This window comes from Streptomyces specialis, assembly GCF_001493375.1.
In the GTDB taxonomy this organism is placed as follows: Bacteria; Actinomycetota; Actinomycetes; order Streptomycetales; family Streptomycetaceae; genus Streptomyces; species Streptomyces specialis.
In genome coordinates, this window is sequence record NZ_LN929769.1 from 135316 (window position 1) to 155271 (window position 19956).

Annotated in this window: 22 protein-coding genes; 19 read left to right on the forward strand and 3 right to left on the reverse strand. The window is 73.4% G+C overall.

Annotated features, from left to right (window positions below; all coding sequences use genetic code 11):
• Positions 1 to 33: 33 nt before the first annotated feature.
• From rsmI to BN2279_RS05920, 17 genes are all read left to right on the forward strand, one after another.
• A complete protein-coding gene (rsmI, locus tag BN2279_RS05840; protein WP_159037081.1) occupies positions 34 to 972 on the forward strand; it encodes a 16S rRNA (cytidine(1402)-2'-O)-methyltransferase in 939 nt (312 codons plus the stop codon).
• 24 nt (positions 973 to 996) lie between these two features.
• Positions 997 to 1284 (forward strand): hypothetical protein, encoded by a 288-nt coding sequence (locus BN2279_RS05845; RefSeq protein ID WP_059007109.1) that lies wholly within the window; start codon positions 997 to 999, stop codon positions 1282 to 1284.
• 117 nt (positions 1285 to 1401) lie between these two features.
• Positions 1402 to 2250, forward strand: a complete 849-nt coding sequence (locus BN2279_RS05850; RefSeq protein WP_059007111.1) for a TatD family hydrolase — start codon at positions 1402 to 1404, stop codon at positions 2248 to 2250.
• Positions 2247 to 3143 (forward strand): 16S rRNA (adenine(1518)-N(6)/adenine(1519)-N(6))-dimethyltransferase RsmA, encoded by an 897-nt coding sequence (gene rsmA, locus BN2279_RS05855; protein WP_059007112.1) that lies wholly within the window; start codon positions 2247 to 2249, stop codon positions 3141 to 3143. Before BN2279_RS05850 ends, rsmA begins: the two co-directional genes overlap by 4 nt.
• A 30-nt stretch (positions 3144 to 3173) precedes the next feature.
• Complete coding sequence (locus tag BN2279_RS05860) at positions 3174 to 4115, forward strand: 4-(cytidine 5'-diphospho)-2-C-methyl-D-erythritol kinase (RefSeq protein WP_059007115.1); 942 nt, start codon at positions 3174 to 3176, stop codon at positions 4113 to 4115.
• Entirely contained in the window at positions 4108 to 5940 is a 1833-nt protein-coding gene (locus tag BN2279_RS05865) for an ABC-F family ATP-binding cassette domain-containing protein (RefSeq protein WP_059007117.1), read from the forward strand. The genes BN2279_RS05860 and BN2279_RS05865 overlap by 8 nt, the downstream gene beginning before the upstream one ends.
• A 380-nt stretch (positions 5941 to 6320) precedes the next feature.
• On the forward strand, positions 6321 to 7640 hold the full coding sequence (locus BN2279_RS05870) for an outer membrane protein assembly factor BamB family protein (RefSeq protein ID WP_059007119.1): 1320 nt from the start codon (positions 6321 to 6323) through the stop codon (positions 7638 to 7640).
• A gap of 60 nt (positions 7641 to 7700) precedes the next feature.
• A complete protein-coding gene (locus tag BN2279_RS05875; RefSeq protein WP_059007121.1) occupies positions 7701 to 8378 on the forward strand; it encodes a response regulator transcription factor in 678 nt (225 codons plus the stop codon).
• A gap of 240 nt (positions 8379 to 8618) precedes the next feature.
• Entirely contained in the window at positions 8619 to 9590 is a 972-nt protein-coding gene (gene galE / locus BN2279_RS05880; protein WP_059007123.1) for a UDP-glucose 4-epimerase GalE, read from the forward strand.
• Positions 9587 to 10735 carry a galactokinase gene (gene galK / locus BN2279_RS05885; RefSeq protein WP_059007125.1) on the forward strand — a complete coding sequence of 383 codons (1149 nt, stop codon included), beginning with the start codon at positions 9587 to 9589 and terminating at the stop codon, positions 10733 to 10735. Before galE ends, galK begins: the two co-directional genes overlap by 4 nt.
• A 241-nt stretch (positions 10736 to 10976) precedes the next feature.
• Complete coding sequence (locus BN2279_RS05890; protein WP_059007126.1) at positions 10977 to 11639, forward strand: LuxR C-terminal-related transcriptional regulator; 663 nt, start codon at positions 10977 to 10979, stop codon at positions 11637 to 11639.
• Positions 11640 to 11762: 123 nt separating this feature from the next.
• On the forward strand, positions 11763 to 12590 hold the full coding sequence (locus BN2279_RS05895) for an SAM-dependent methyltransferase (RefSeq protein ID WP_059007128.1): 828 nt from the start codon (positions 11763 to 11765) through the stop codon (positions 12588 to 12590).
• A 100-nt stretch (positions 12591 to 12690) separates the two neighbouring features.
• The gene (locus tag BN2279_RS05900; protein ID WP_059007130.1) at positions 12691 to 12933 is read left to right on the forward strand and encodes a hypothetical protein; all 243 of its coding nucleotides are present in this window, start codon (positions 12691 to 12693) and stop codon (positions 12931 to 12933) included.
• The gene (locus tag BN2279_RS05905; protein WP_059007132.1) at positions 12905 to 13429 is read left to right on the forward strand and encodes a DUF6879 family protein; all 525 of its coding nucleotides are present in this window, start codon (positions 12905 to 12907) and stop codon (positions 13427 to 13429) included. The genes BN2279_RS05900 and BN2279_RS05905 overlap by 29 nt, the downstream gene beginning before the upstream one ends.
• Positions 13430 to 13454: 25 nt before the next feature.
• Positions 13455 to 14306 (forward strand): helix-turn-helix domain-containing protein, encoded by an 852-nt coding sequence (locus BN2279_RS05910; protein ID WP_059007134.1) that lies wholly within the window; start codon positions 13455 to 13457, stop codon positions 14304 to 14306.
• 99 nt (positions 14307 to 14405) lie between these two features.
• Positions 14406 to 15539 carry a methyltransferase domain-containing protein gene (locus tag BN2279_RS05915; RefSeq protein WP_159037082.1) on the forward strand — a complete coding sequence of 378 codons (1134 nt, stop codon included), beginning with the start codon at positions 14406 to 14408 and terminating at the stop codon, positions 15537 to 15539.
• A 160-nt stretch (positions 15540 to 15699) separates the two neighbouring features.
• Positions 15700 to 16011 carry an SAV_915 family protein gene (locus BN2279_RS05920; RefSeq protein WP_059007138.1) on the forward strand — a complete coding sequence of 104 codons (312 nt, stop codon included), beginning with the start codon at positions 15700 to 15702 and terminating at the stop codon, positions 16009 to 16011.
• 35 nt (positions 16012 to 16046) lie between these two features.
• Here the strand turns inward: BN2279_RS05920 and BN2279_RS05925 are convergent, their stop codons facing one another.
• Positions 16047 to 16544, reverse strand: a complete 498-nt coding sequence (locus BN2279_RS05925) for a MarR family winged helix-turn-helix transcriptional regulator (protein WP_059007140.1) — start codon at positions 16542 to 16544, stop codon at positions 16047 to 16049.
• A gap of 103 nt (positions 16545 to 16647) precedes the next feature.
• On the opposite strand from BN2279_RS05925, the gene BN2279_RS05930 reads away from it, so the two are divergent.
• Positions 16648 to 17502 (forward strand): trans-aconitate 2-methyltransferase, encoded by an 855-nt coding sequence (locus tag BN2279_RS05930; protein ID WP_059007141.1) that lies wholly within the window; start codon positions 16648 to 16650, stop codon positions 17500 to 17502.
• A gap of 112 nt (positions 17503 to 17614) precedes the next feature.
• Positions 17615 to 18019, forward strand: coding sequence for a rodlin (locus BN2279_RS05935; protein WP_059007143.1), 405 nt, complete (start codon positions 17615 to 17617; stop codon positions 18017 to 18019).
• A 122-nt stretch (positions 18020 to 18141) separates the two neighbouring features.
• On the opposite strand, the gene BN2279_RS05940 is transcribed toward BN2279_RS05935, so the two are convergent.
• Positions 18142 to 18846, reverse strand: a complete 705-nt coding sequence (locus tag BN2279_RS05940) for a TetR/AcrR family transcriptional regulator (RefSeq protein ID WP_059007145.1) — start codon at positions 18844 to 18846, stop codon at positions 18142 to 18144.
• On the reverse strand, positions 18824 to 19888 hold the full coding sequence (locus BN2279_RS05945) for an acyl-CoA desaturase (protein WP_059007147.1): 1065 nt from the start codon (positions 19886 to 19888) through the stop codon (positions 18824 to 18826). Before BN2279_RS05945 ends, BN2279_RS05940 begins: the two co-directional genes overlap by 23 nt.
• Between the last annotated feature and the right edge of the window lie 68 nt (positions 19889 to 19956).

The window sequence follows — 19956 nt, forward strand, 5'->3', positions numbered from 1 at the left end:
GATGAGGTTCGGCGATCCGCGAGGATGGGCGGCATGACTGGGACAGGCACGCTCGTACTGGCCGGCACCCCGATCGGGGACCTGGCGGACGCCCCGCCCCGCCTGGGCGAGGAGCTGGCGACGGCGGACGTCGTCGCCGCCGAGGACACGCGGCGGCTGCGGCGGCTGGCGCAGGGGCTGGGCGTGCGGGTGGGCGGCCGGGTCGTGTCGTACTTCGAGGGGAACGAGGCCGCGCGCACCCCGGAGCTGGCCGATGAGCTGGCGGGCGGGGCGCGGGTGCTGCTGGTGACGGACGCGGGCATGCCGTCGGTGTCCGACCCGGGGTACCGGCTGGTGGCGGCGGCGGTGGAGCGCGGGGTGCGGGTGACGGCGGTTCCGGGGCCGTCCGCGGGGCTGACGGCGCTGGCGCTGTCGGGGCTGCCGGTGGACCGGTTCTGCTTCGAGGGGTTCCCGCCGCGCAAGGCGGGGGAGCGGGCGGCGCGGCTGCGCGAGGCGGCGGGGGAGCGGCGGACGCTGGTGTATTTCGAGTCGCCGCACCGGCTGGCGGCGACGCTGGCCGCGATGGCGGAGGCGTTCGGCCCGGACCGGCGGGCGGGGGGGGGGCGGGGGGTGGGCGAAAAGGTGGAGGGGGGGAGGGGGGGGGGGCCTTTTAACAATCTCCCTGGCCACGGGACAGGGCAGACCCGCCCCCTCCCCCGCCTTGCGCGGCGAGATCACGGTGGTCGTCGCGGGCGCCGAGCCGTCGGCGGGGGTGGCGGGGGCGCCGGACGCCGCCGGGCTGGCCCGGCTGGTCGCGGAGCGCGAGGCGGCGGGGCAGCATCGCAAGGAGGCCATCGCGGAGGTCGCGCGGGCGGCCGGGCGGCCCAAGCGGGAGGTCTTCGACGCCGTGGTGGCGGCCCGGAGCGGCCGTCCGGAGTGATCATCGGCCAGGCTGATTACCATGGAAAGGTCAGATCCGGACGAATCGAGTGAACCGGACGAAACGGGAGCGGTGCGATGACGGAGAACGCCGGGGAGACCGTTCGCGAGACGTATGGCTTCGCCTGTCTGAGCTGCGGACACGGATGGGAACAGACGTACCGGATCGAGCACCGCGCCGACCCGCACGGCCGCCCGTTCGTGAGCTACCACGAGGACGGCAGGCAGGTCCCGTCCCCGCTGACCCACCCCGTCTGCCGCAACTGCGGCGGCCACCGCGTCCGTGTCGTGCGCCCCGACCTGGTCGCCGCCGCCCGGCGCGCCGCCTCCTGGCCGGGCGCCCGGACGTTCCCGCCGCCCGCCTGAGCCGGGACCGCCGCCCGCCTGAGCCGGGACCGCCGCCCGCCTGAGCCGGGACCGCCCCCCGCCTGAGCCGGGACCGGCGCCCGGAGCGGCCGGGGCGGCGGCCGTAGGATCGACGGCATGCCCAAGTCCGCCAAGTCCAGGGCCGAGCAGCACGTGCCGCCACCGCCGCCCGAGCCGCTCGCCGTGCCCGTCACCGATTCGCACACGCATCTCGACATGCAGGACACCACCGTCGAGGAGGCCCTCGCCCGGGCCGCCGCCGTCGGCGTCACGCGCGTCGTGCAGATCGGCTGCGACGTGGAACGCGCCCGGTGGGCCGCCAAGATCGCCGCCGAGCACGAGGCGGTGTGGGCCGCCGTCGCCCTGCACCCCAACGAGGCGGCGCGCATCGACCGGGAGGACGGCCCCGGCGCCCTCGACGCCGCGCTGGCGGAGATCGCCGGGCTGGCCCGCCTCCACCAGGTCAGGGCGCTGGGCGAGACCGGCCTCGACTACTTCCGCACCGGCCCCGAGGGCACCGCCGCCCAGCAGCACAGCTTCCGCCGCCACATCGCGCTCGCCAAGGAGCTGGACAAGACGCTCGTCATCCACGACCGCGACGCCCACGACGACGTCCTGCGCATCCTCCGCGAGGAGGGCGCCCCCCGGCGGACCGTGTTCCACTGCTACTCCGGCGACGCCGCGATGGCCGGGATCTGCGCCGCCGAGGGGTGGTTCATGTCCTTCGCCGGCAACGTCACCTTCGGCAGCGCCCAGCCCCTGCGCGACGCGCTGGCCGCCGCGCCGCCGGAGCTGCTCCTGGTGGAGACCGACGCCCCGTTCCTCACCCCCACGCCCTTCCGCGGCCGGCCCAACGCGCCCTACCTCATCCCGGTGACCGTGCGGGCCATGGCCGCCGTCAAGGGGATGACCGAGGAGGACATGTCCCGCCACCTCGCCGCCAACACCGTCCGGGCCTTCGGATGACCGGGGCCGACGGCGCGACCGGGACGGACGGCCCGAGCCGGACCGCCGGGACGGACGCCCTGCTCGGGCCGGCCGACGTGCGCGAGCTGGCAGCCGCCCTCGGCCTGCGCCCGACCAAGCAGCGCGGGCAGAACTTCGTGATCGACGCCAACACCGTCCGCCGCATCGTCCGCGCCGCCGGTGTCGGCCCGGACGACGTGGTGGTCGAGGTCGGCCCCGGCCTCGGCTCGCTGACCCTCGCGCTCCTCGACGCGGCCGGGCACGTCACCGCCGTCGAGATCGACGACGTGCTGGCCGCCGCCCTGCCCGCCACGGTCGCCGCCCGGCTGCCGGACCGCGCCGACCGGTTCTCCCTGGTGCACCAGGACGCCATGCGCGTCACCGAGCTGCCGGGGCCGCCCCCCGGCGCCCTCGTCGCCAACCTCCCCTACAACGTGGCCGTTCCCGTCCTCCTCCACATGCTCGCCACCTTCCCCAGCCTCGAACGGGCCCTGGTGATGGTGCAGTCCGAGGTCGCGGACCGGCTCGCCGCCGCCCCCGGCTCCAAGGTGTACGGGGTGCCGTCCGTCAAGACGGCCTGGTACGCGGAGGCCCGTCGCGCCGGGGCCATCGGCAGAACCGTGTTCTGGCCCGCGCCCAACGTCGACTCCGGCCTCGTCGCCCTCACCCGCCGCGACCCGCCGCGCACCACGGCCAGCCGCGCGGAGGTCTTCGCGGTGGTCGACGCGGCGTTCGCGCAGCGCCGCAAGACGCTGCGCTCCGCGCTCGCCCCGTGGGCCGGCTCCCCGGCCGCCGCCGAGGCCGCCTGCGCGGCGGCCGGCGTCCCGTCCGGCGCCCGCGGCGAGGCCCTGTCCGTCGAGGACTTCGCCCGCCTCGCCGAGAACCGCCCGTGAACTTCCCGCCCGCCTCCCGAGATTGAGCGCATGCCCGCCACCACTCCCGTCCCGGTCCGCGTCCCCGCCAAGGTCAACGTCCAGCTCGCCGTCGGCCCGCTCCGGCCGGACGGCTTCCACGACCTGGCCAACGTCTTCCTCGCCGTGGGCCTTTACGACCACGTCACGGCGACCCCCACCGACCCCTCGGTGCCCGGGATCACCGTCACCTGCGCCGGCCCCGGCAGCGAGCACGTCCCGCTGGACCGCGCCAACCTCGCCGTCCGCGCCGCCGAAATCCTCGCCGCCCACCACGGACTGGCCCCCGCCGTACGGCTCGACATCGTCAAGGACATCCCCGTCGCGGGCGGCATGGCGGGCGGCAGCGCGGACGCCGCCGGAGCCCTCCTCGCCTGCGACACCCTCTGGGGAACGGCCACCCCCCGCGCCCAACTCCTCGACCTGTGCGCCGAGCTGGGCTCCGACGTGCCGTTCAGCCTGGTCGGCGGCGCCGCCCTGGGCCGGGGCAGGGGCGAGAAGCTGACCGAACTGGCCGTCGGGGGGCCGTTCCACTGGGGGTTCGCCCTCGCGGACGGCGGCCTGTCCACCCCCGAGGTCTACCGCGCGTGCGACCGCCTGCGCGGCGACACCCCCGTCGCCGCGCCCGAGGCCGACCCCGCGCTCCTGGCGGCCCTGCGTACCGGCGACGCGCCCGCGCTCGCCGCCGCGCTCACCAACGACCTCCAGCCCGCCGCCGTTTCGCTGCGCCCCTCGCTCGCCGCCACCCTGGCCGCGGGCACCGCCGCCGGCGCGCTGGCCGGCCTGGTCTCCGGCTCCGGGCCGACATGCGCGTTCCTCGCGGCCGACGCCGGGGCCGCCGCCCGGATCGCCCGTTCCCTGACCGACAGCGGCACCTGCCGCGCCGCCCGCACCACCACCGCGCCCGCCCCGGGCGCGACGGTGCTCGACGCCACGAGCGAGTCCCATGCCTGAAGCCGCGGTCAAACCGGCCAAGAACCTCGTCAACCTGGAGTCCGTCCGCAAGGTCTACGGCACCAGGACCATCCTCGACGGCGTCTCCCTCGGCGTCGGCCAGGGCGACCGCATCGGCGTCGTCGGGCGCAACGGCGACGGCAAGACGACGCTCGTCCGCATCCTGGCCCGCCAGGAGGAGCCCGACGACGGCCGCGTCACCCACCTGGGAGACCTGCGCGGCGGCGTCCTCACCCAGTCCGACACCCTCGACCCGGCCGCCACCGTCCGCCAGGAGGTCATCGGGGACCTCGCCGCCCACGAGTGGGCCGGCGACGCGCGAGTGCGTTCCGTCCTCACCGGCCTCTTCGGCGGCCTCGACCTGCCCGGCTTCCCCGACGGCCTGGACACCGTCATCGGCCCCCTGTCCGGCGGCGAACGGCGGCGCGTGGCGCTCGCCAAGCTGCTGATCGCCGAGCAGGACCTGATCGTCCTGGACGAGCCGACGAACCACCTCGACGTCGAGGGCATCGCCTGGCTCGCCGCCCACCTGCGCGAACGCCGTTCCGCGCTGGTGGTGGTCACCCACGACCGGTGGTTCCTCGACCAGGTCTGCACCCGCATGTGGGACGTGCAGCGCGGCACCGTCCACACCTACGACGGCGGGTACAGCGACTACGTCTTCGCCCGCGCCGAGCGGGAGCGCGTCGCGGCCGGCGAGGAGGCCAGGCGGCAGAACCTGATGCGCAAGGAGCTGGCCTGGCTGCGGCGCGGCGCCCCGGCGCGGACCAGCAAGCCCCGGTTCCGGATCGAGGCCGCCAACGCCCTGATCGAGGACGTCCCGCCGCCGCGCGACGACGCCGAGCTGACGCGCTTCGCGTCCGCCCGGCTCGGCAGGACCGTCTTCGATCTGGAGGACGTCACCCTGCGGGTCGGCGGCTCGGGCGGCCGGGAGCTGCTCACCCATCTGACGTGGCAGCTCGGGCCCGGCGACCGCGTCGGCCTGGTCGGGGTGAACGGCGCGGGCAAGACCACGCTGCTGCGCGCCCTGGCCGACCCCGAGGGCTCGGGGCTGCTCACGGGCGGCAAGGTGACCGTGGGCAAGACGGTGCGGCTGGCGTATCTGTCGCAGGACGTCGCCGAGCTGGACCCGGCCGAGCGGGTGCTCCAGGCGGTGGAGCGGGTGCGGGCCCGGGTGGACCTCGGCAAGGGCCGGGAGATGACCGCCTCGCAGCTCTGCGAGCGGTTCGGCTTCGGCAAGGAACGCCAGTGGACCCCGGTCGGCGACCTGTCCGGCGGCGAACGGCGCCGGCTCCAGATCCTGCGGCTGCTGATGGACGAGCCCAACGTGCTGTTCCTGGACGAGCCGACCAACGACCTGGACATCGAGACGCTCACCCAGTTGGAGGACCTCCTCGACGGCTGGCCCGGCTCGCTGGTGGTCGTCAGCCACGACCGGTTCTTCCTGGAACGCGTCACCGATCAGGTGTTCGCGCTGCTCGGCGACGGCGACCTGCGGATGCTGCCGCGCGGCATCGACGAGTACCTGGAACGCCGCGCCGCCCGCCGCCCGCCGGCCGGCACGGCGGCGGCACCCGCCGCGACGGGGGCACCTCCGGCGCCCGCGAAGCCGTCCCGGCTCTCCCGCGCCGCGCAGAAGGAGATCCAGCGCATCGAGCGCCAGTTGGAGAAGCTGGCCGAGAAGGAGTCCGCCCTCCACGCCGACATGGCCGAGAACGCCACGGACTTCGCACGTATCGCGGCCCTGGACACCCAGCTCCGTGAACTCGCCGCCCAGCGCGACGACCTGGAAACCCGCTGGCTCGAACTCTCGGACGACGAGTAGCCGTTCCCGGCCAAAGCCCCAGCGGCAGGCGGCTCCGCGCGGCTCCACCACGCCCGGGGCATGAAAGTCCGATGGTAGAAAGAGTTGCTCGTACGACGTTCGACCCGCACCGGGTCAGGGGGATCACCACATGTCGCAGCCACCTCCACCGCCGCCGCACCAGCCGCCCCCGGCGGCGGCTCCGGGGCCCCCACCCTGCCCGGCGCGGCCCCCCGGCCCCGGTCCCTTTTCCCCCTCGGCCGCGGCGGCGGAAGAGGCCGGTCGCGATCTCTGTCGCGGCCTGCTCGAGGATCCCAACCGCAAAGGCTCTATCAAGATCTATTTTTTTTTCAAAGCAGAAGCCGGCATACGATATTTCTGCCTGTCTCGTGGGTTCGGGGATGTGTTTAAGAGACAGGCTCCTGACGGCCGGCGGCGTCTGGCTGCTGACCGGCGACGACGGCGGGGAGCCGGCGGCCCAGGACCCGGCCCCCACCCCGGACGGGCTGCCCGCCGAGCCGATCCAGGCGTCCCTCGCCTGGGACCTGCCCTCGCCCCCGGTCACCGTGGAACAGATCCTCCACACCGCCAAGGGCGCCTGGTTCGTGGACGACGCCTTCGTCCGCGTCATGCCCGACGCGATCGTCTCCTACGACCTCGCGACCGGCCGCGAGAACTGGACCTTTCCCTTCGAGTCCTCCGAAGGCGACTGCCTGGTCTCGCCCAACGCCTCCGAGAACCGCGTCGCCCTCCTCCAGGGCCGCGACTGCGAGGTGCTGACCGTGGTCGACATCACCGACGGCACCGAGGTCATGAGCATGCCCCTCGACTCGCAGTGGCCGACCTCCTCGTCCTCCACCCCCGCCATCCTCGGCGATGTCGTGGCGATCGGCACCGGCGTCAGCGGCATGGGCTTCAGCGTCTCCCGGGAGGAGAAGCTCTGGGAGTCCCGCACCAACGACCGCTGCCGCGAGAACGAGTACATGGTCGTCGACGACATGTTCATCTCCCACCTCACCTGCGGCTCGATGGGCGAGGAGGGCGGCAGCATCCGCGCCACCGACGAGGCGGGCGAGGAACTGTGGGAGTGGGAGTACCCGGCGACGTACGAGAACGGGGAGCTGTCCGTCAACTCCGTCGTCTCCGTCGACCCGTTGGTCGTCACCGCGACCGTCGGCGAGGACATCACCGACCCCGGCGCCGCGCACATCTTCGTCGTGGACGAGCAACACCGTGAGATAGCCCACGACTTGGACTACGACATCGACCGCTACCTGGACCCGTGCGAGGTCAACACCCTGGGCGACTGCTGGCTGGGCGTGGTCCACGACGGGTTCCTCTACCTGCCGACCAACGTCCCCTACGGCGACAACGCGGTCGCCGCGTTCGACCTGGCACGCGGCCAGGCCCTGTACGAGGTCGAGGCCATCAACGGCGGCCAGATCTGGCCGTTCGGCGTGCAGGACGGGAAGATCCTCGCCTACCAGCCGGCGAGCGACACCCTGGAGGGCATGGTCGTCGCGATCGACCCGGAAACGGAGAGCGCCGCACCCGTCATGGCCCTCGACCGGGCCGCCCGCGCCCAGGAGTTCGCCCTCATGTCCAGCTTCATGGTCCATAATCAGCAGCCCATGTGGCACGACAACACCCTGGTGCTGGCCAACCGGACGTTCTACGACGGCGACGACGAGAGCAAGCCCGCCCTCCTCGTCTACCGGTGACGGGACGACCGGCCCCACGCCGGCGCCCGCGAGCGCGGTCGAAGCGAGCGTAGGAGACGTATGAGCGTACGGGTCGTGGTCGTCGACGACAGGAGGCTGGTCGCGGAAGCGCTCGCCTCCGCCCTGCGGGTGCGCGGGCACCGGGTCCTCGGGGCCGGGGCCCCGATCGGCCGGGGCGCGGACCTGGTGGTCGGCAAGCAGCCCGACGTGTGCCTGCTGGGCGCGCTGGAGCCCGAAGCGCCGGGCGCGCTCGACCCGTTGCGGCGGCTGCGCCACGAGTGCCCCCGGGTGGCGGTCGTCGTGCTCGGCCCGGTGCCCAACCCCCGGGGCGTGGCGGCGGCGTTCGCGGCGGGCGCGCGGGGCTACGTGCGGCACGACGAGCGCATCGAGGGCGTGGAACGCGCGATGCTGAAGGCGAAGGCGGGCGAGGCGGCGGTGACGCCGCAGTTGCTGCGCGACGCGTTCGCCGAACTGCTGCACCCGCGCACGGCGGACCAGGCCGAGGGGGCGCGGCTGGCGGCGCTGCTGACGGACCGCGAGGCGGACGTGCTGGTGCGCATCGTCGAGGGCGAGGACACCCGGCGCATCGCCGCCGGCCTGGGTGTCGCGCCCAGCACCGCCCGCACCCACGTCCAGCGGCTGCTCACCAAGCTCGGCACGGCCTCGCGCCTGGAGGCCGCGGCCCTCGCCGTCCGCACCGGCCTCCTCGATCACCTCGCCGCCTCCCGCGACCTGTGATCCCTGGGGCCCCGAGCCCCTGAGCCTTTCACCCCGTGATGTGGTGATCCCGTGATCTTCTGTTCCACGGGAACGCCCGCGCGCGTGTCCCGGCGCCACTAAGCTCGCTGACGTCCGCCACGCCGGTCTCCGCCCACCGCGCCGGCACCCCCGGCCCGTCCGGAGCCCGGCCGGGGCGCGTCGGTGAGTGACGTACTGCCGAACGGCCGCGGCCGGCCGGCCGGGAAAGGTGGCGACCTGATGAGCAAGTACCTGGTGACGGGCGGCGCGGGTTACGTCGGCGGCACGGTCGCGGCGCACCTGCTGGCGGCGGGCCACCACGTGACGGTGCTGGACGACCTGTCCACCGGCTTCCGCGCCGGGGTCCCGGAGGGCGCCGACTTCGTCGAGGGCCGCGTCCAGGAGGCGGGCAAGGTGCTGGACGGCTCCTTCGACGGCGTCCTGCACTTCGCCGCCTTCTCGCAGGTCGGCGAGTCCGTGGCCGACCCCGAGAAGTACTGGCGGAACAACGTCGGCGGCACCGTCGAACTGCTCCGCGCCATGCGCGAGGCGGACGTGCGCACCCTGGTCTTCTCCTCCACCGCCGCCGTCTACGGCGAGCCGGACACCGTCCCGATCACCGAGGACGCCCCGGCCGCGCCGGGCAACCCGTACGGCGCCACCAAGCTCGCCGTCGACCACATGCTGAGCGGCGAGTGCGCCGCGCACGGCCTGGCCGCCGTCTCCCTGCGGTACTTCAACGTGGCGGGCGCCCACGCCGGCGGGATACTGGGCGAACGGCACGACCCCGAAAGCCACTTGATCCCGATCATCCTGCAAGTGGCGCTCGGCCGCCGGGAGTCGATCGCGATCTACGGCACCGACTACCCGACGCCGGACGGCACCTGCGTGCGCGACTACATCCACGTGGACGACCTCGCGAACGCCCACCTGCTGGCCCTGGCGGCGGCCACCGCCGGCGAGCACCTGATCTGCAACCTCGGCAACGGCAACGGCTTCTCCGTCCGCGAGGTCATCGACACCGCCCGCCGCGTCACCGGCCGGCCCGTCCCCGCGGTCGCCGCCGAGCGCCGCCCGGGCGACCCGGCCGTCCTGGTGGCGTCCGCCGCCCGCGCCCGTGCCCGCCTCGGCTGGCGCCCCGCCCGCCCGGACCTGGCGGACATCATCGGTGACGCCTGGGAGTTCGCCCGGCGGACGGAGAGGCGGCCATGACCCACGAGCGACTGTTCGGCGCCGCCCCTGAGGGCCACTGGTCGGCCCCCGGCCGGGTCAACCTGATCGGCGAGCACACCGACTACAACGACGGCCTCGCGCTGCCCCTGGCCCTGCCGCACACCACCAAGGCCGCCGTATCCCGCCGCGCCGACCGCCGGCTGCGGCTGTTCTCCGGCGGGTTCTCCGGCGACCTGCCCGGCGCCGGGCCGGTGGACCTCGACCTCGACGCCCTCGCCCCGGGCGCGGTGACCGGCTGGGCCGCGTACCCGGCGGGGGGGGTGTGGGCGCTGCGCGAGGCGGGCCACGAACTGGGCGGCCTGAACATCTCCTACGAGTCCGACGTCCCCGTCGGCGCGGGCCTGTCGTCCTCCGCCGCCCTCGAAGTCGTCACCGCCACCGCCCTGAACGACATCTTCGGCCTGGACCTGACCCCGGTCGCCGTGGCCCGCACCGCCGCGCGGGCGGAGAACGACTTCACCGGCGTCCCCTGCGGCATCCTCGACCAGATGGCGTCCGCCTGCTGCACCTCGGGCCACGTCATGCGCCTGGACACCCGCGACCTCGGCCGGCGCCAGATCCCGTTCGCCATGGCCCTGGAGGGGCTGCGGCTGCTGGTGATCGACACCCGGGTCCGGCACGCCCACGCCGACGGCGCCTACGCGCGGCGCCGCGTCGAGTGCGAGGCGGGCGCGGCGGCCCCGGGCGCGCCCGCGCTGCGCGACGTTGCCGCCGAGGACCTGGACGACGCGCTGGCCCGCCTGCCCGACGACGTCCTGCGCCGCCGCGTCCGCCCCGTGGTCACCGAGAACGACCGGGTGGCGCGGGCCGTTTCGCTGCTCGACGCCGGGCGCGCCCGCGACATCGGGCCGCTGCTGTCCGCCGGACACGCCTCGCTCCGCGACGACTTCGGGGTGTCGTGCCCCGAACTCGACCTGGCCGTCGAGGTGTCGGTCGGGGCCGGTGCCCTCGGGGCCCGCATGACGGGCGGCGGCTTCGGCGGTTCGGCCCTCGCCCTGGTGGACGCGGGCGCGGCCGAGTTCACCGCGCGGGCCGTCCGCGCGGCCTTCGACCGGGCCGGTCATCACCCGCCGCGCATCTTCGAGGCGATCCCCTCGTCCGGCGCGCAACGCGTCCCGGTGTGACGTCTTCGATACGCGCACTTCGGCGAAAGGGCTACCGCCGCCCGCCGGCACCCGTAATCTGAGGAGAAGCACCGGTGGGGGCCGGTGCCGCTTTCAGGGGGCGAGACAGGTGGGTGCGGCGCCCACGGACCGGCACCGGTGCCGTGCGGCGGCGGCCGTGCGGACGCACCCCGGGGCCGGGGCGACGGCGTCGTGCCCGCCGAGCCCGCCTTTCCGCTGCCGAGGCGACCGAGGGGCCGCTGTGGATCGAATTCGGGTGCTCGTGGTGGACGGGCACCGGATCTTCGCCGAGTCGCTGGCCACCGCGCTCACCGCGGAGCAGGACGTGGACGCGATGGCTGTCGGAAGCGCGCCCGCCGCTCTGCACCAGCTCGAACGGGCGCCGTTCGACGTCCTGTTGCTCGATGCCGGTCTCGACGGCGACGCGCCGGGCGACGGTTCGCTGCTCACCGCGGCCCGGGAGCGCCGGCCCGCCCTCCGTGCTGTCATGCTCGCGGCATGCGACGATCCGGTGCGGGCCGCTCTCGCGCTGACCGCGGGCGCCAGCGGCTGGGTCGCCAAGGACAGTTCCCTGGCCCGGCTCCTCCAGGTCGTCCGCGGCGTGCTGCGCGAGGAGACGCACGTCCCGCCCGCGCTGCTCACCGGAGTCCTCCGCGAACTGCACCGCGACCGCCGCCACCGCAGCGAACACGAGCGTCTCGTCGAGTCGTTGACCCCCCGCGAGCTGGAGGTCCTGCGCTGCATGCTGGCCGGTCTCGGCCGCAAGGCGGTCGCCGAGCGGCTCTACCTGTCCCCGCACACGGTCCGCACCCACATGCAGAACGTCCTGGGGAAGCTCGGCGTCCACTCCACCCTGGCCGCCGTCGCCCTCGCCCGCCGCGCCGGGGTCCCCCCGGCGGAGTGACACCCCGCGCGGACACCCGCGCGTGGCCCGCCCGTACCCCCGGTGGGCATATGCCGTACGCCCGTGCGCCGGATAAGTTGTCAACGAGCAGGCATCGCAGGCACGTCGGCAGGAGTCGAGACAGTGGCGGACAACCAGCCAGCAGACAGCGGCACTTCGCGTGTGCCCGACAGGATCGACACGTCCGTCCCGCATTCCGCCCGGTTCTGGAACTATCTGCTGGGCGGCAAGGACAACTACGAACCCGACCGCCAGGTGGGCGAGTACATCAAGGAACACATGCCGGGGCTGGTGGACGTCGCCCGGACCTCCCGGCACTTCCTCGCCCGCGCCATCCGCCATCTGGTGCTGGAGGAAGGCATCCGGCAGTTCCTCGACATCGGCACCGGCCTGCCCACCGCCGACAACACGCACCAGGTCGCCCAGCGCGCCGCCGCCGACTGCCGGATCGTCTACGTCGACAACGACCCGCTGGTGCTGGCCCACGCCCGCGCCCTGCTGACCAGCACCCCCGAGGGCGCGACCGCGTACATCGACGCCGACGTGCGCGACCCGGACGCCATCCTCGACGCCGCCGCCGCGACCCTCGACTTCGACAAGCCGGTCGCCCTCGTCCTGATGGGCATCATGGGCCACATCGAGGACTTCGAGGTCGCCAAGTCGCTCATCCGGCGCCTGCTGGCGCCGCTGGCGCCCGGCAGCTTCCTCGTCCACTACGACGGGACGAACACCACCGAGCAGATGGTCGCCGCCGAGGAGGAGTACACCGCCAGCGGCGCCGTGCCGTACTACGTGCGCAGCCCCGAGCAGATCGAGGCGGCTTTCGAGGGGCTGGAGCTCGTCGAGCCGGGAGTGGTGCGACTCCCCGACTGGCGGCCGGAGTTCGAGGCCTTCAACGGTCCTGCCCACGTCGACGCGTTCGGCGGTGTGGGGCGCAAACCCCTGCCGTGACCGCCCTTGTCACGCACCGTGTCGCCCTCTTGACGCTGCACAAACAAGGGGGCGTATGGTCGTGCGATCCGGCACAAACCGCGGAGCGTGGGAGGCAGTCATGGCACTACGGTTCATCGCGAAGGACCCGGCCACCAACGGAACCCAGTGCCCCACCGTGCTGGTGGACGAGCACAACGCCGATCTCGTTCTCCAGGGTTGGAAGGCCGACCCGGGCACCGAGGAGGAGTGCGGCAAGTTCGGTCCGCTTCCCGAGACCGAGGCGGTGATCCGTATTCCCGCCCGCATGGTCCCGGCCATCAGGGAGGCGTGTGATGTCGCAGAGCGATCGGCTGTTCGTTGACCTTCTGGCGAACTGCCGTCGTTCCGCCGTCCACCTGGAGATGAGAGACGTCTACGGCATCGAGGAGGAGGACGCGGCCTTCGCCGCGTGGAAGGCCGGCCACCGGCCCGATCCGGCGGATCCGGCGTCGTGGTGGACGGACTTCCACACGTGGGTGAGGGATGCGGCGGCCCGGGGAGTGAGATTCCGCCGGGCCCGCATCGTCTCCGAACCCGTCACGGACTACATCCGGTACGAACACGCCTGCACGTTCCAGAACATCGCCGCGGGAGAAGAGGTCCGGTGGCTCCCGCGGCGCGAGGCGTCGGATCTCGCCCTGCCGGGGAACGACTTCTGGTTGTTCGACGACACCACGGTCATGTTCAATTATTTCACTGGTAAGGGGGGTTCAGCGGGCGCTGAGTTGAATCAGACCTCGTCCGTCGCGAAGCTGTGCTCAGCAGCGTTCGCCGCTGTGTGGGAGCGAGCTGTCCCGCATCAGGAGTATCAGGTCTGACGCCGTACCACCGAGAGCAAAGTGCATGTCCGTATCGCCGTCCTCCAGCGCCCAGGCAGCGCGCGAGGCCGTCGCCGCGCGTCTGCGGGACCTCCGCCTGGACGCCGGGCTGACCGGACGCGGGCTGGCCGTCCGCTGCGGCTGGAGCGAGGCCAAGACCTCGCGCATCGAGAACGCGCGAACGCCCCCCTCCGACGCGGACCTTCGCGCCTGGTGCGAGGCATGCGACGTCCCGGAGCAGATCCCCGACCTCATCGCCGCCTCCCGCAACGCCGAGTCGCTGTACGTGGAATGGCGGCGGCTCCAGCGCACCGGACTGCGCCGCCTCCAGGAGTCGTACGTGCCGCTGTACGAGCGGACCCGCAAGTTCCGCGTCTACTGCTCCACGGTGATGCCCGGCGTGCTCCAGACCCGGGAGTACGCCTCCGCGCTCCTCGGCTCGATAACGCAGTTCCACGGTGCCCCCGACGACGTGGAGCAGGCCGTCGACGCCCGGCTCGCCCGGTCGCGGATAGTGCACGAGGGCGGGCGGCACTTCGCGCTGCTGGTCGAGGAGGCCGTGCTGCGCTACCAGATCGGTGACGCCGAGACGATGGCCGGCCAACTCGGCCACCTGCTCAGCCTGATGACGCTGCCGTCGGTCTCGCTCGGCGTGATCCCCTTCGGCGCGGGCCCCCGCCGGCTGTGGACGCTGGAGACGTTCAGCCTCTACGACTCGGGCCAGGCGTTCGTGGAGCTGCTCACCGCTCAGGTCACCATCACCGCGCCCAGCGAAATGGCCATGTACGAGCGGGCGTTCAGCCAGATGTCGCGGCTGGCGGTCTACGGGCCCGAGGCCAGGGCGCTCATCGGAGCGGCGGCGGCCTCACTCGGTTGACTCGCGCGAAAACCGGTGCAAGATCGTGGCCGGTTCTCGCGGACCGTTCTTACCTTCCTCCTGTGGAACCAAGGTTGCGAGGCCCCCGCGGAGTTGCACGTGTGCGTTGACGTCGACATGGAAGCGCCGCGCCGGCGGCTGACCGAGGCACTGGCGCGCGGGGGGCACTTCCAGTCCGGGTGGATGGAGGCCGTCTTCGAACGCGTCCCCCGCCACCTGTTCGCGCCCGAGACCGTGTGGCGCCGCAACCCCGCCGGACCCGGCTGGGCACCGGTCCGGTGGACGGAGAACCCGGATCTGTGGACCGATCTGGTGTACTCCGAGGAAGGGGTCGTCACCCAGCTCGACCCGTCCGGCCAGGAGCCCACCAGCGTCATCAGCCCGCCCGCCGCCCTGCTGAACATGCTGGCCTCGCTCGAACCCCGGCCCGGCGAACGGGTCCTGGAGGTGGGCACCGGCAGCGGCTACCACGCGGCGCTGCTGTGCGAGCGGGTCGGGACCGGCCAGGTCACCAGCGTGGAGATCGACGCCTCACTGGTGCGCCGGGCCGTCCGGGTGCTGGCGGACTCCGGATACCGACCCCATGTGGTGTGGGGCGACGGGGAGTTGGGCTGGCCGGACGGCGCCCCCTACGACCGGCTGGTCTCCACCGCCGCCGTCCGCCGCGTCCCGCCCGCGTGGCTGGAACAGGTCCGGCCCGGCGGCGAGATCGTCACCCCCTGGTATCCCAACTACCACGGCCGCGGGCTGATATGGATGCGGGTCGGCGCGGACGGCACCGCGCGCGGCTGGTTCCACGGCGGGGAGTCGTTCCTTCCGGTGCGCGGCGGGCGCGTGAACCGGATCGACCCGCGCCGGGTGTGGTCGGCGACCTTCCGCGCGGCCGAACGGTTCGCCGGCCGGGCCGTCGATCTGTCCGACGTGGACCCGCACGGCGAGTTCGCGCTGAGCGTGCTGCTGCCCGGCGTCGCGCACTGCCGGCAGGGCGGCGACGACGACTGGTTCTTCCTGGACGGCGAGGGCGACACGGTCTCCTGGGCGCGGGTGACGCCCGGCGCCTCCTACCGGCACGGCCCACGCGATCTGCTGGCCGACGTCGACTGGGCCCTGGACTGGTGGCGGGCGCGCGGGCGACCCCGCCTGTTCGACTTCGGGATCACCGTCACCAAGGACCAGCAGGACATCTGGCTGCGCACGCCCGACCGGGTCGTCACGGGACCGGGCGGCGGCTGACCGGCGGCCGTTCGCGCCCCGCCGTACGGACCGCGTCAACGAACGCCGCTTCGCCGTCAGGAAGCCGTCAGCGCCGCCCGCACCGCGCGGCTCCCCGCACTAGCGTGCCCAGCGGGCCGGCGGACGTCCGGCCTCTCGCACGGCGCCAGGCAGGTGTGTCATGTACCCCAGCGACCCCCTCCCCACCGGACTCCTCCTCGTCCCCGTCCGGACCGGCCCGGCGGGCAGCGTCGCCCGCCTCTGCCGCACCCCGCTGGGCGTGCGCACGGCCGTCGGCTTCACCAGCGGACGCCGCCTCGTCGCCGCTCTCGGCCCGGCCCAGGCGTGGATCATCCTCTCGGAGCCCGCCCTGCGCGCCCTGACCGCCCCGCTGGGCGCCGCCGGGGTCATGGTGGACCCGCGCTGGTCCGCGCCGTCCGCACCCGCCGTCCCCGAACGGCCCGTCCCCCGCCCGCCGGTGGCCGTGCCCTGACCGGGCCCCGGAGCCCGGCCCGCGAGGGCCGGGCGTCACACCGGGGTGTTGTCGAACGGCGCGGTCAACGCGCGGAGCAGGGCCGCCAGATCGCGGCGCTGCTCCGTGGACAGGTCGCCGAGCAGGGCGCGTTCCTGGACGAGCAGGTCGGCCAGGGCCTCGTCCGCGTGACGCTGGCCGGAGACGGTCAGCCGCACCAGCACACCGCGCCGGTCGCTGGGGTCGGGCAGCCGCTCGACCAGGCCGCGCTTGGCCAGCCGGTCGATCCGGTTGGTCATGGTGCCGGAGGTGACGAGGGTCTGGGTCAGGAGCTGGCCGGGGGAGAGCTGATACGGGTCGCCCGCGCGGCGCAGCGCGGTGAGCACGTCGAACTCCCACGGCTCCAGGTGGTGTTCGGAGAAGACCAGGCGCCTCGCCCGGTCCAGGTGGCGGGCCAGTCTGCTGACGCGGCTGAGCACTTCGAGCGGTTCCACGTCGAGATCGGGGCGCTCGCGCCGCCAGGCCGCCACCAGCCGGTCCACCTCGTCCTCCATGGGACCAGTCTAATTGTTCTGTCGATATGAAGTCTCACGACATAAAGCATCATGGCTTCAAGTCTCTTGACATCAAGAGATATGGATCGGCAGGCTCGTCCGCATGGCACACGCACCGCGGCCCCGGTGGGACCCCGCGCAGTACCAGCGGCACGCCGGCCACCGGGCCCGCCCGCTCCTCGACCTCCTCGCCCGCGTCCCGCCCCTGCCCGCGCCCGCCGCGCCCCGCGTCGCCGACCTCGGCTGCGGTCCCGGACGCCCCAGCCTCGCCCTCACCGCGCGCTGGCCCGACGCCCGCGTCACCGGATACGACAACTCCCCGGAGATGCTCGCCGAGGCCGCCGCCCACGCCGGACCCACCCCCGGCGGTGGCCGCCTGGACTTCCTCCCCGCCGACCTCGCCACCTGGCGGCCGGCCGAGCCGTTCGACCTGATCGTGTCCAACGCCGCCCTCCAGTGGGTGCCCGGCCACGCGGACCGTTTCCCCGAGTGGATCGCCGGCCTCGCGCCCGGCGGGGTGTTCGCCTTCCAGGTCCCGGGCAACTTCGCGGCGCCCAGCCACGCGCTGATGCGCGACCTGTGCGAGAGCCCGCGCTGGCGCGCCCGGCTCGGTGGCGTCCCGCGCCACCCGGACATGGTGCTCACGCCCCGGGCGTACGCCGAGGCCCTGGCCGCCCTCGGCGGCGCCCCCGACGTGTGGGAGACCACCTACCTGCACGTCCTGCGCGGCGAGGACGCCGTCCTGGACTGGGTCAAGGGCACCGGCCTGCGGCCCGTCCTCGCCGCCCTTGAGCCCGACCCCGAGGCCCGCGACGCGTTCCTCGCCGACTACCGCGCCGCCCTGGCCACGGCCTACCCGCCCGGCCCGCACGGCACCCTCTTCCCGTTCCGCCGCGTCTTCGCCGTGACCCGGCGCGAGGGGGGCGCCCAAACCGGGCAACCCGGTGCTACCGGCTGATTGAGCAACAGCATTGGGCGATTCGGGTGAACAGCGGCAACCGAATCCCCCCAGGCGCGTTGTGCAGGGCGCTCCAGACACAGGGCATCCCAGAACCCGGAAGGACAAGCTAGTGATCAAGAAGACGCTTGCCACGGTCGCGGTCGCGGCCTCGGTCGTCGGCGCGACGGGCATCGCCGCGGCCCCTGCCATGGCGATCGGCGGCGACGACGAGTCGGGCAGCGCCGCCACGGTGAACGGCAACGGCATGAAGCAGGTGTACGGCAACACCACCACCGGTGGCTACATGAGCCCGAACATCTCCCTGGTCAACGGGTCGTTCAACGACTTCTGCCTGCCCATCCAGGAGATCCAGAACGTCGTCAACGTGATCGCCATCCCGATCGCCGACGTCCTCAACAGCGAGCCGGACCAGATCTGCTCCGACGCCTCCACCCAGGTCGACGGCGACGACCCGCTGTCGCGTCTCCTGTCGGACATCTCGCTGCTCTCGGAGAACGGCGTCAGCAAGCACTGAGGCGCCCGACGACGGCGACCGGCCCGCGGACTCCGGGTTCTTCGGCCTTCTGACCGGTGCTCCGCAACGCACGGCTCCCCTTCCCGGACCTTCCGTCCAGGAAGGGGAGCCGTGTCGTGTGCTCAGGTCCTGCGGCGGCCGATCAGCCGCGGGTGGTGCTCCAGGCCCTGGAGGCCGTGCCACGCCAGATTCACCAGATGCGACGCGACCTCCGCCTTCTTCGGGCGCCGCACGTTCAGCCACCACTGGCCCGTCAGGGCCACCATCCCGACGAGCGCCTGCGCGTATATCGGCGCCAGTTTGGGGTCGTACCCGCGGCTTTTGAACTCGTGCCCCAGGATGTCCTCGACCTGCGTGGCGATGTCCCCGATGAGCGACGCGAACGTGCCCGTGGCCTGCGCCACCGGCGAGTCCCGCACCAGGATGTGGAAACCGTCCGTGTACTGCTCGATGTAGTCGAGCAGCGCGAACGCCGCCTGCTCCAGCAACTCCCGCGGGTGCCCCGCCGTCAGCGCGCCGGTCACCATGGACAGCAGACGGCTCATCTCCCGGTCCACGACGACCGCGTACAGCCCTTCCTTGCCGCCGAAATGCTCGTACACCACCGGTTTGGAGACCCCCGCCTTCGCGGCGATCTCCTCCACCGACGTGCCCTCGAAGCCGCGCTCGGCGAAGAGCGTGCGCCCGATGTCCAGCAACTGCTCCCGGCGTTCCGTGCCGGTCATCCGCCGGCGGGCCCGCCGCGCCGGGCGGGCGGGCCTCTCCTTCTCCCTGTCATCGCTGCTCTGGGTCGCCACGCCCACATCATGCCGCGTCGGCAACGGCATTTTCTTTCCGGTTTTCTCCCCGGTTATCCCGCCGGCCGGCCCTCCGGCTCCCCGCCCCGCCCGCCGGGGGCGCCGTGCGCCGGGCGTCGAGACGCGACCGCTTGGGCCAGCGGACGTCCCACGCCCAGCCCGCCTTCTCGAACCAGCGGATCAGCCGGGCACTGGAATCCACCTGCCCCCGGTCCACCCCGTGCCGGGCGCACGTCGGGTCGGCGTGGTGCAGGTTGTGCCAGGACTCGCCGCACGACAGGACCGCCAGCCACCACACGTTGCCCGACCGGTCCCGCGACCTGAACGGCTGCTTGCCGGTGGCGTGGCAGATCGAGTTGATCGACCAGGTGACGTGGTGCAGCAGCGCCACCCGGACCAGGGAACCCCAGAAGAACGCGGTGACCGCGCCCTGCCAGGACCAGGTCACCAGACCGCCGATCACCGCCGGGGCGGCGAGCGAGATCACCGTCCACAGCGCGAACTGCCGCGAGATCCGCACGATGTCGCGGTCCTTCAGCAGGTCGGGCACGTACTGGTACTGCGGGGTCCGCTCGGTGTCGAACATCCACGCCATGTGGGCCCACCACAGGCCCTTCAGCAGGGCCGGCACGGACTCCCCGTAGCGCCACGGCGAATGCGGGTCGCCCTCGGCGTCCGAGTGCTTGTGGTGCTTGCGGTGGTCGGCGACCCAGCGGATGACGGGCCCCTCCACCGCCAGGGAACCGGCGATGGCGAGGGCGATCCGCAAGGGGCGCTTGGCCTTGAACGAGCCGTGCGTGAAGTACCGGTGGAAACCGACGGTGATGCCGTGGCAGCCGATGAAGTAGAACGCCGCCAGCAGACCGAGGTCCAGCCAGCTCACGCCCCAGCCCCAGGCCAGCGGCACGGCGGCGACCAGGGCGAGGAAGGGGACGACGATGAACAGCAGAAGGGCGATCTGCTCCAGGGAGCGGCGGTGCTCGCCGCCCAGCGTGCCGGGAGGAAGCGGCCGGCCGGAGGACCCTCCGCCGGGTCTGGGCGACGGCGCGAGATCGTGGTCAGTGGACGACATGGGTGGTTCCTCGGGTGAGGGGGGCGTTCTGTGTGGGTTTCGGCCACCTACGGGACCGTAACCTACGG

Excerpts from the sequence above, each read along its gene's own strand:
- BN2279_RS05910 (WP_059007134.1), top strand. The coding sequence starts at position 13,455 with ATGTCCGTATCGCCGTCCTCCAGCGCCCAGGCAGCGCGCGAGGCCGTC.
- BN2279_RS05945 (WP_059007147.1), bottom strand. The coding sequence starts at position 19,888 with ATGTCGTCCACTGACCACGATCTCGCGCCGTCGCCCAGACCCGGCGGA.
- BN2279_RS05860 (WP_059007115.1), top strand. The coding sequence starts at position 3,174 with ATGCCCGCCACCACTCCCGTCCCGGTCCGCGTCCCCGCCAAGGTCAAC.
- BN2279_RS05940 (WP_059007145.1), bottom strand. The coding sequence starts at position 18,846 with ATGCCGTTGCCGACGCGGCATGATGTGGGCGTGGCGACCCAGAGCAGC.
- BN2279_RS05870 (WP_059007119.1), top strand. The coding sequence starts at position 6,321 with ATGTGTTTAAGAGACAGGCTCCTGACGGCCGGCGGCGTCTGGCTGCTG.
- BN2279_RS05930 (WP_059007141.1), top strand. The coding sequence starts at position 16,648 with ATGGCACACGCACCGCGGCCCCGGTGGGACCCCGCGCAGTACCAGCGG.
- rsmA (WP_059007112.1), top strand. The coding sequence starts at position 2,247 with ATGACCGGGGCCGACGGCGCGACCGGGACGGACGGCCCGAGCCGGACC.
- galK (WP_059007125.1), top strand. The coding sequence starts at position 9,587 with ATGACCCACGAGCGACTGTTCGGCGCCGCCCCTGAGGGCCACTGGTCG.
- BN2279_RS05875 (WP_059007121.1), top strand. The coding sequence starts at position 7,701 with ATGAGCGTACGGGTCGTGGTCGTCGACGACAGGAGGCTGGTCGCGGAA.
- BN2279_RS05920 (WP_059007138.1), top strand. The coding sequence starts at position 15,700 with ATGTACCCCAGCGACCCCCTCCCCACCGGACTCCTCCTCGTCCCCGTC.
- BN2279_RS05905 (WP_059007132.1), top strand. The coding sequence starts at position 12,905 with ATGTCGCAGAGCGATCGGCTGTTCGTTGACCTTCTGGCGAACTGCCGT.
- galE (WP_059007123.1), top strand. The coding sequence starts at position 8,619 with ATGAGCAAGTACCTGGTGACGGGCGGCGCGGGTTACGTCGGCGGCACG.
- rsmI (WP_159037081.1), top strand. The coding sequence starts at position 34 with ATGACTGGGACAGGCACGCTCGTACTGGCCGGCACCCCGATCGGGGAC.
- BN2279_RS05850 (WP_059007111.1), top strand. The coding sequence starts at position 1,402 with ATGCCCAAGTCCGCCAAGTCCAGGGCCGAGCAGCACGTGCCGCCACCG.
- BN2279_RS05900 (WP_059007130.1), top strand. The coding sequence starts at position 12,691 with ATGGCACTACGGTTCATCGCGAAGGACCCGGCCACCAACGGAACCCAG.
- BN2279_RS05845 (WP_059007109.1), top strand. The coding sequence starts at position 997 with ATGACGGAGAACGCCGGGGAGACCGTTCGCGAGACGTATGGCTTCGCC.
- BN2279_RS05865 (WP_059007117.1), top strand. The coding sequence starts at position 4,108 with ATGCCTGAAGCCGCGGTCAAACCGGCCAAGAACCTCGTCAACCTGGAG.
- BN2279_RS05925 (WP_059007140.1), bottom strand. The coding sequence starts at position 16,544 with ATGGAGGACGAGGTGGACCGGCTGGTGGCGGCCTGGCGGCGCGAGCGC.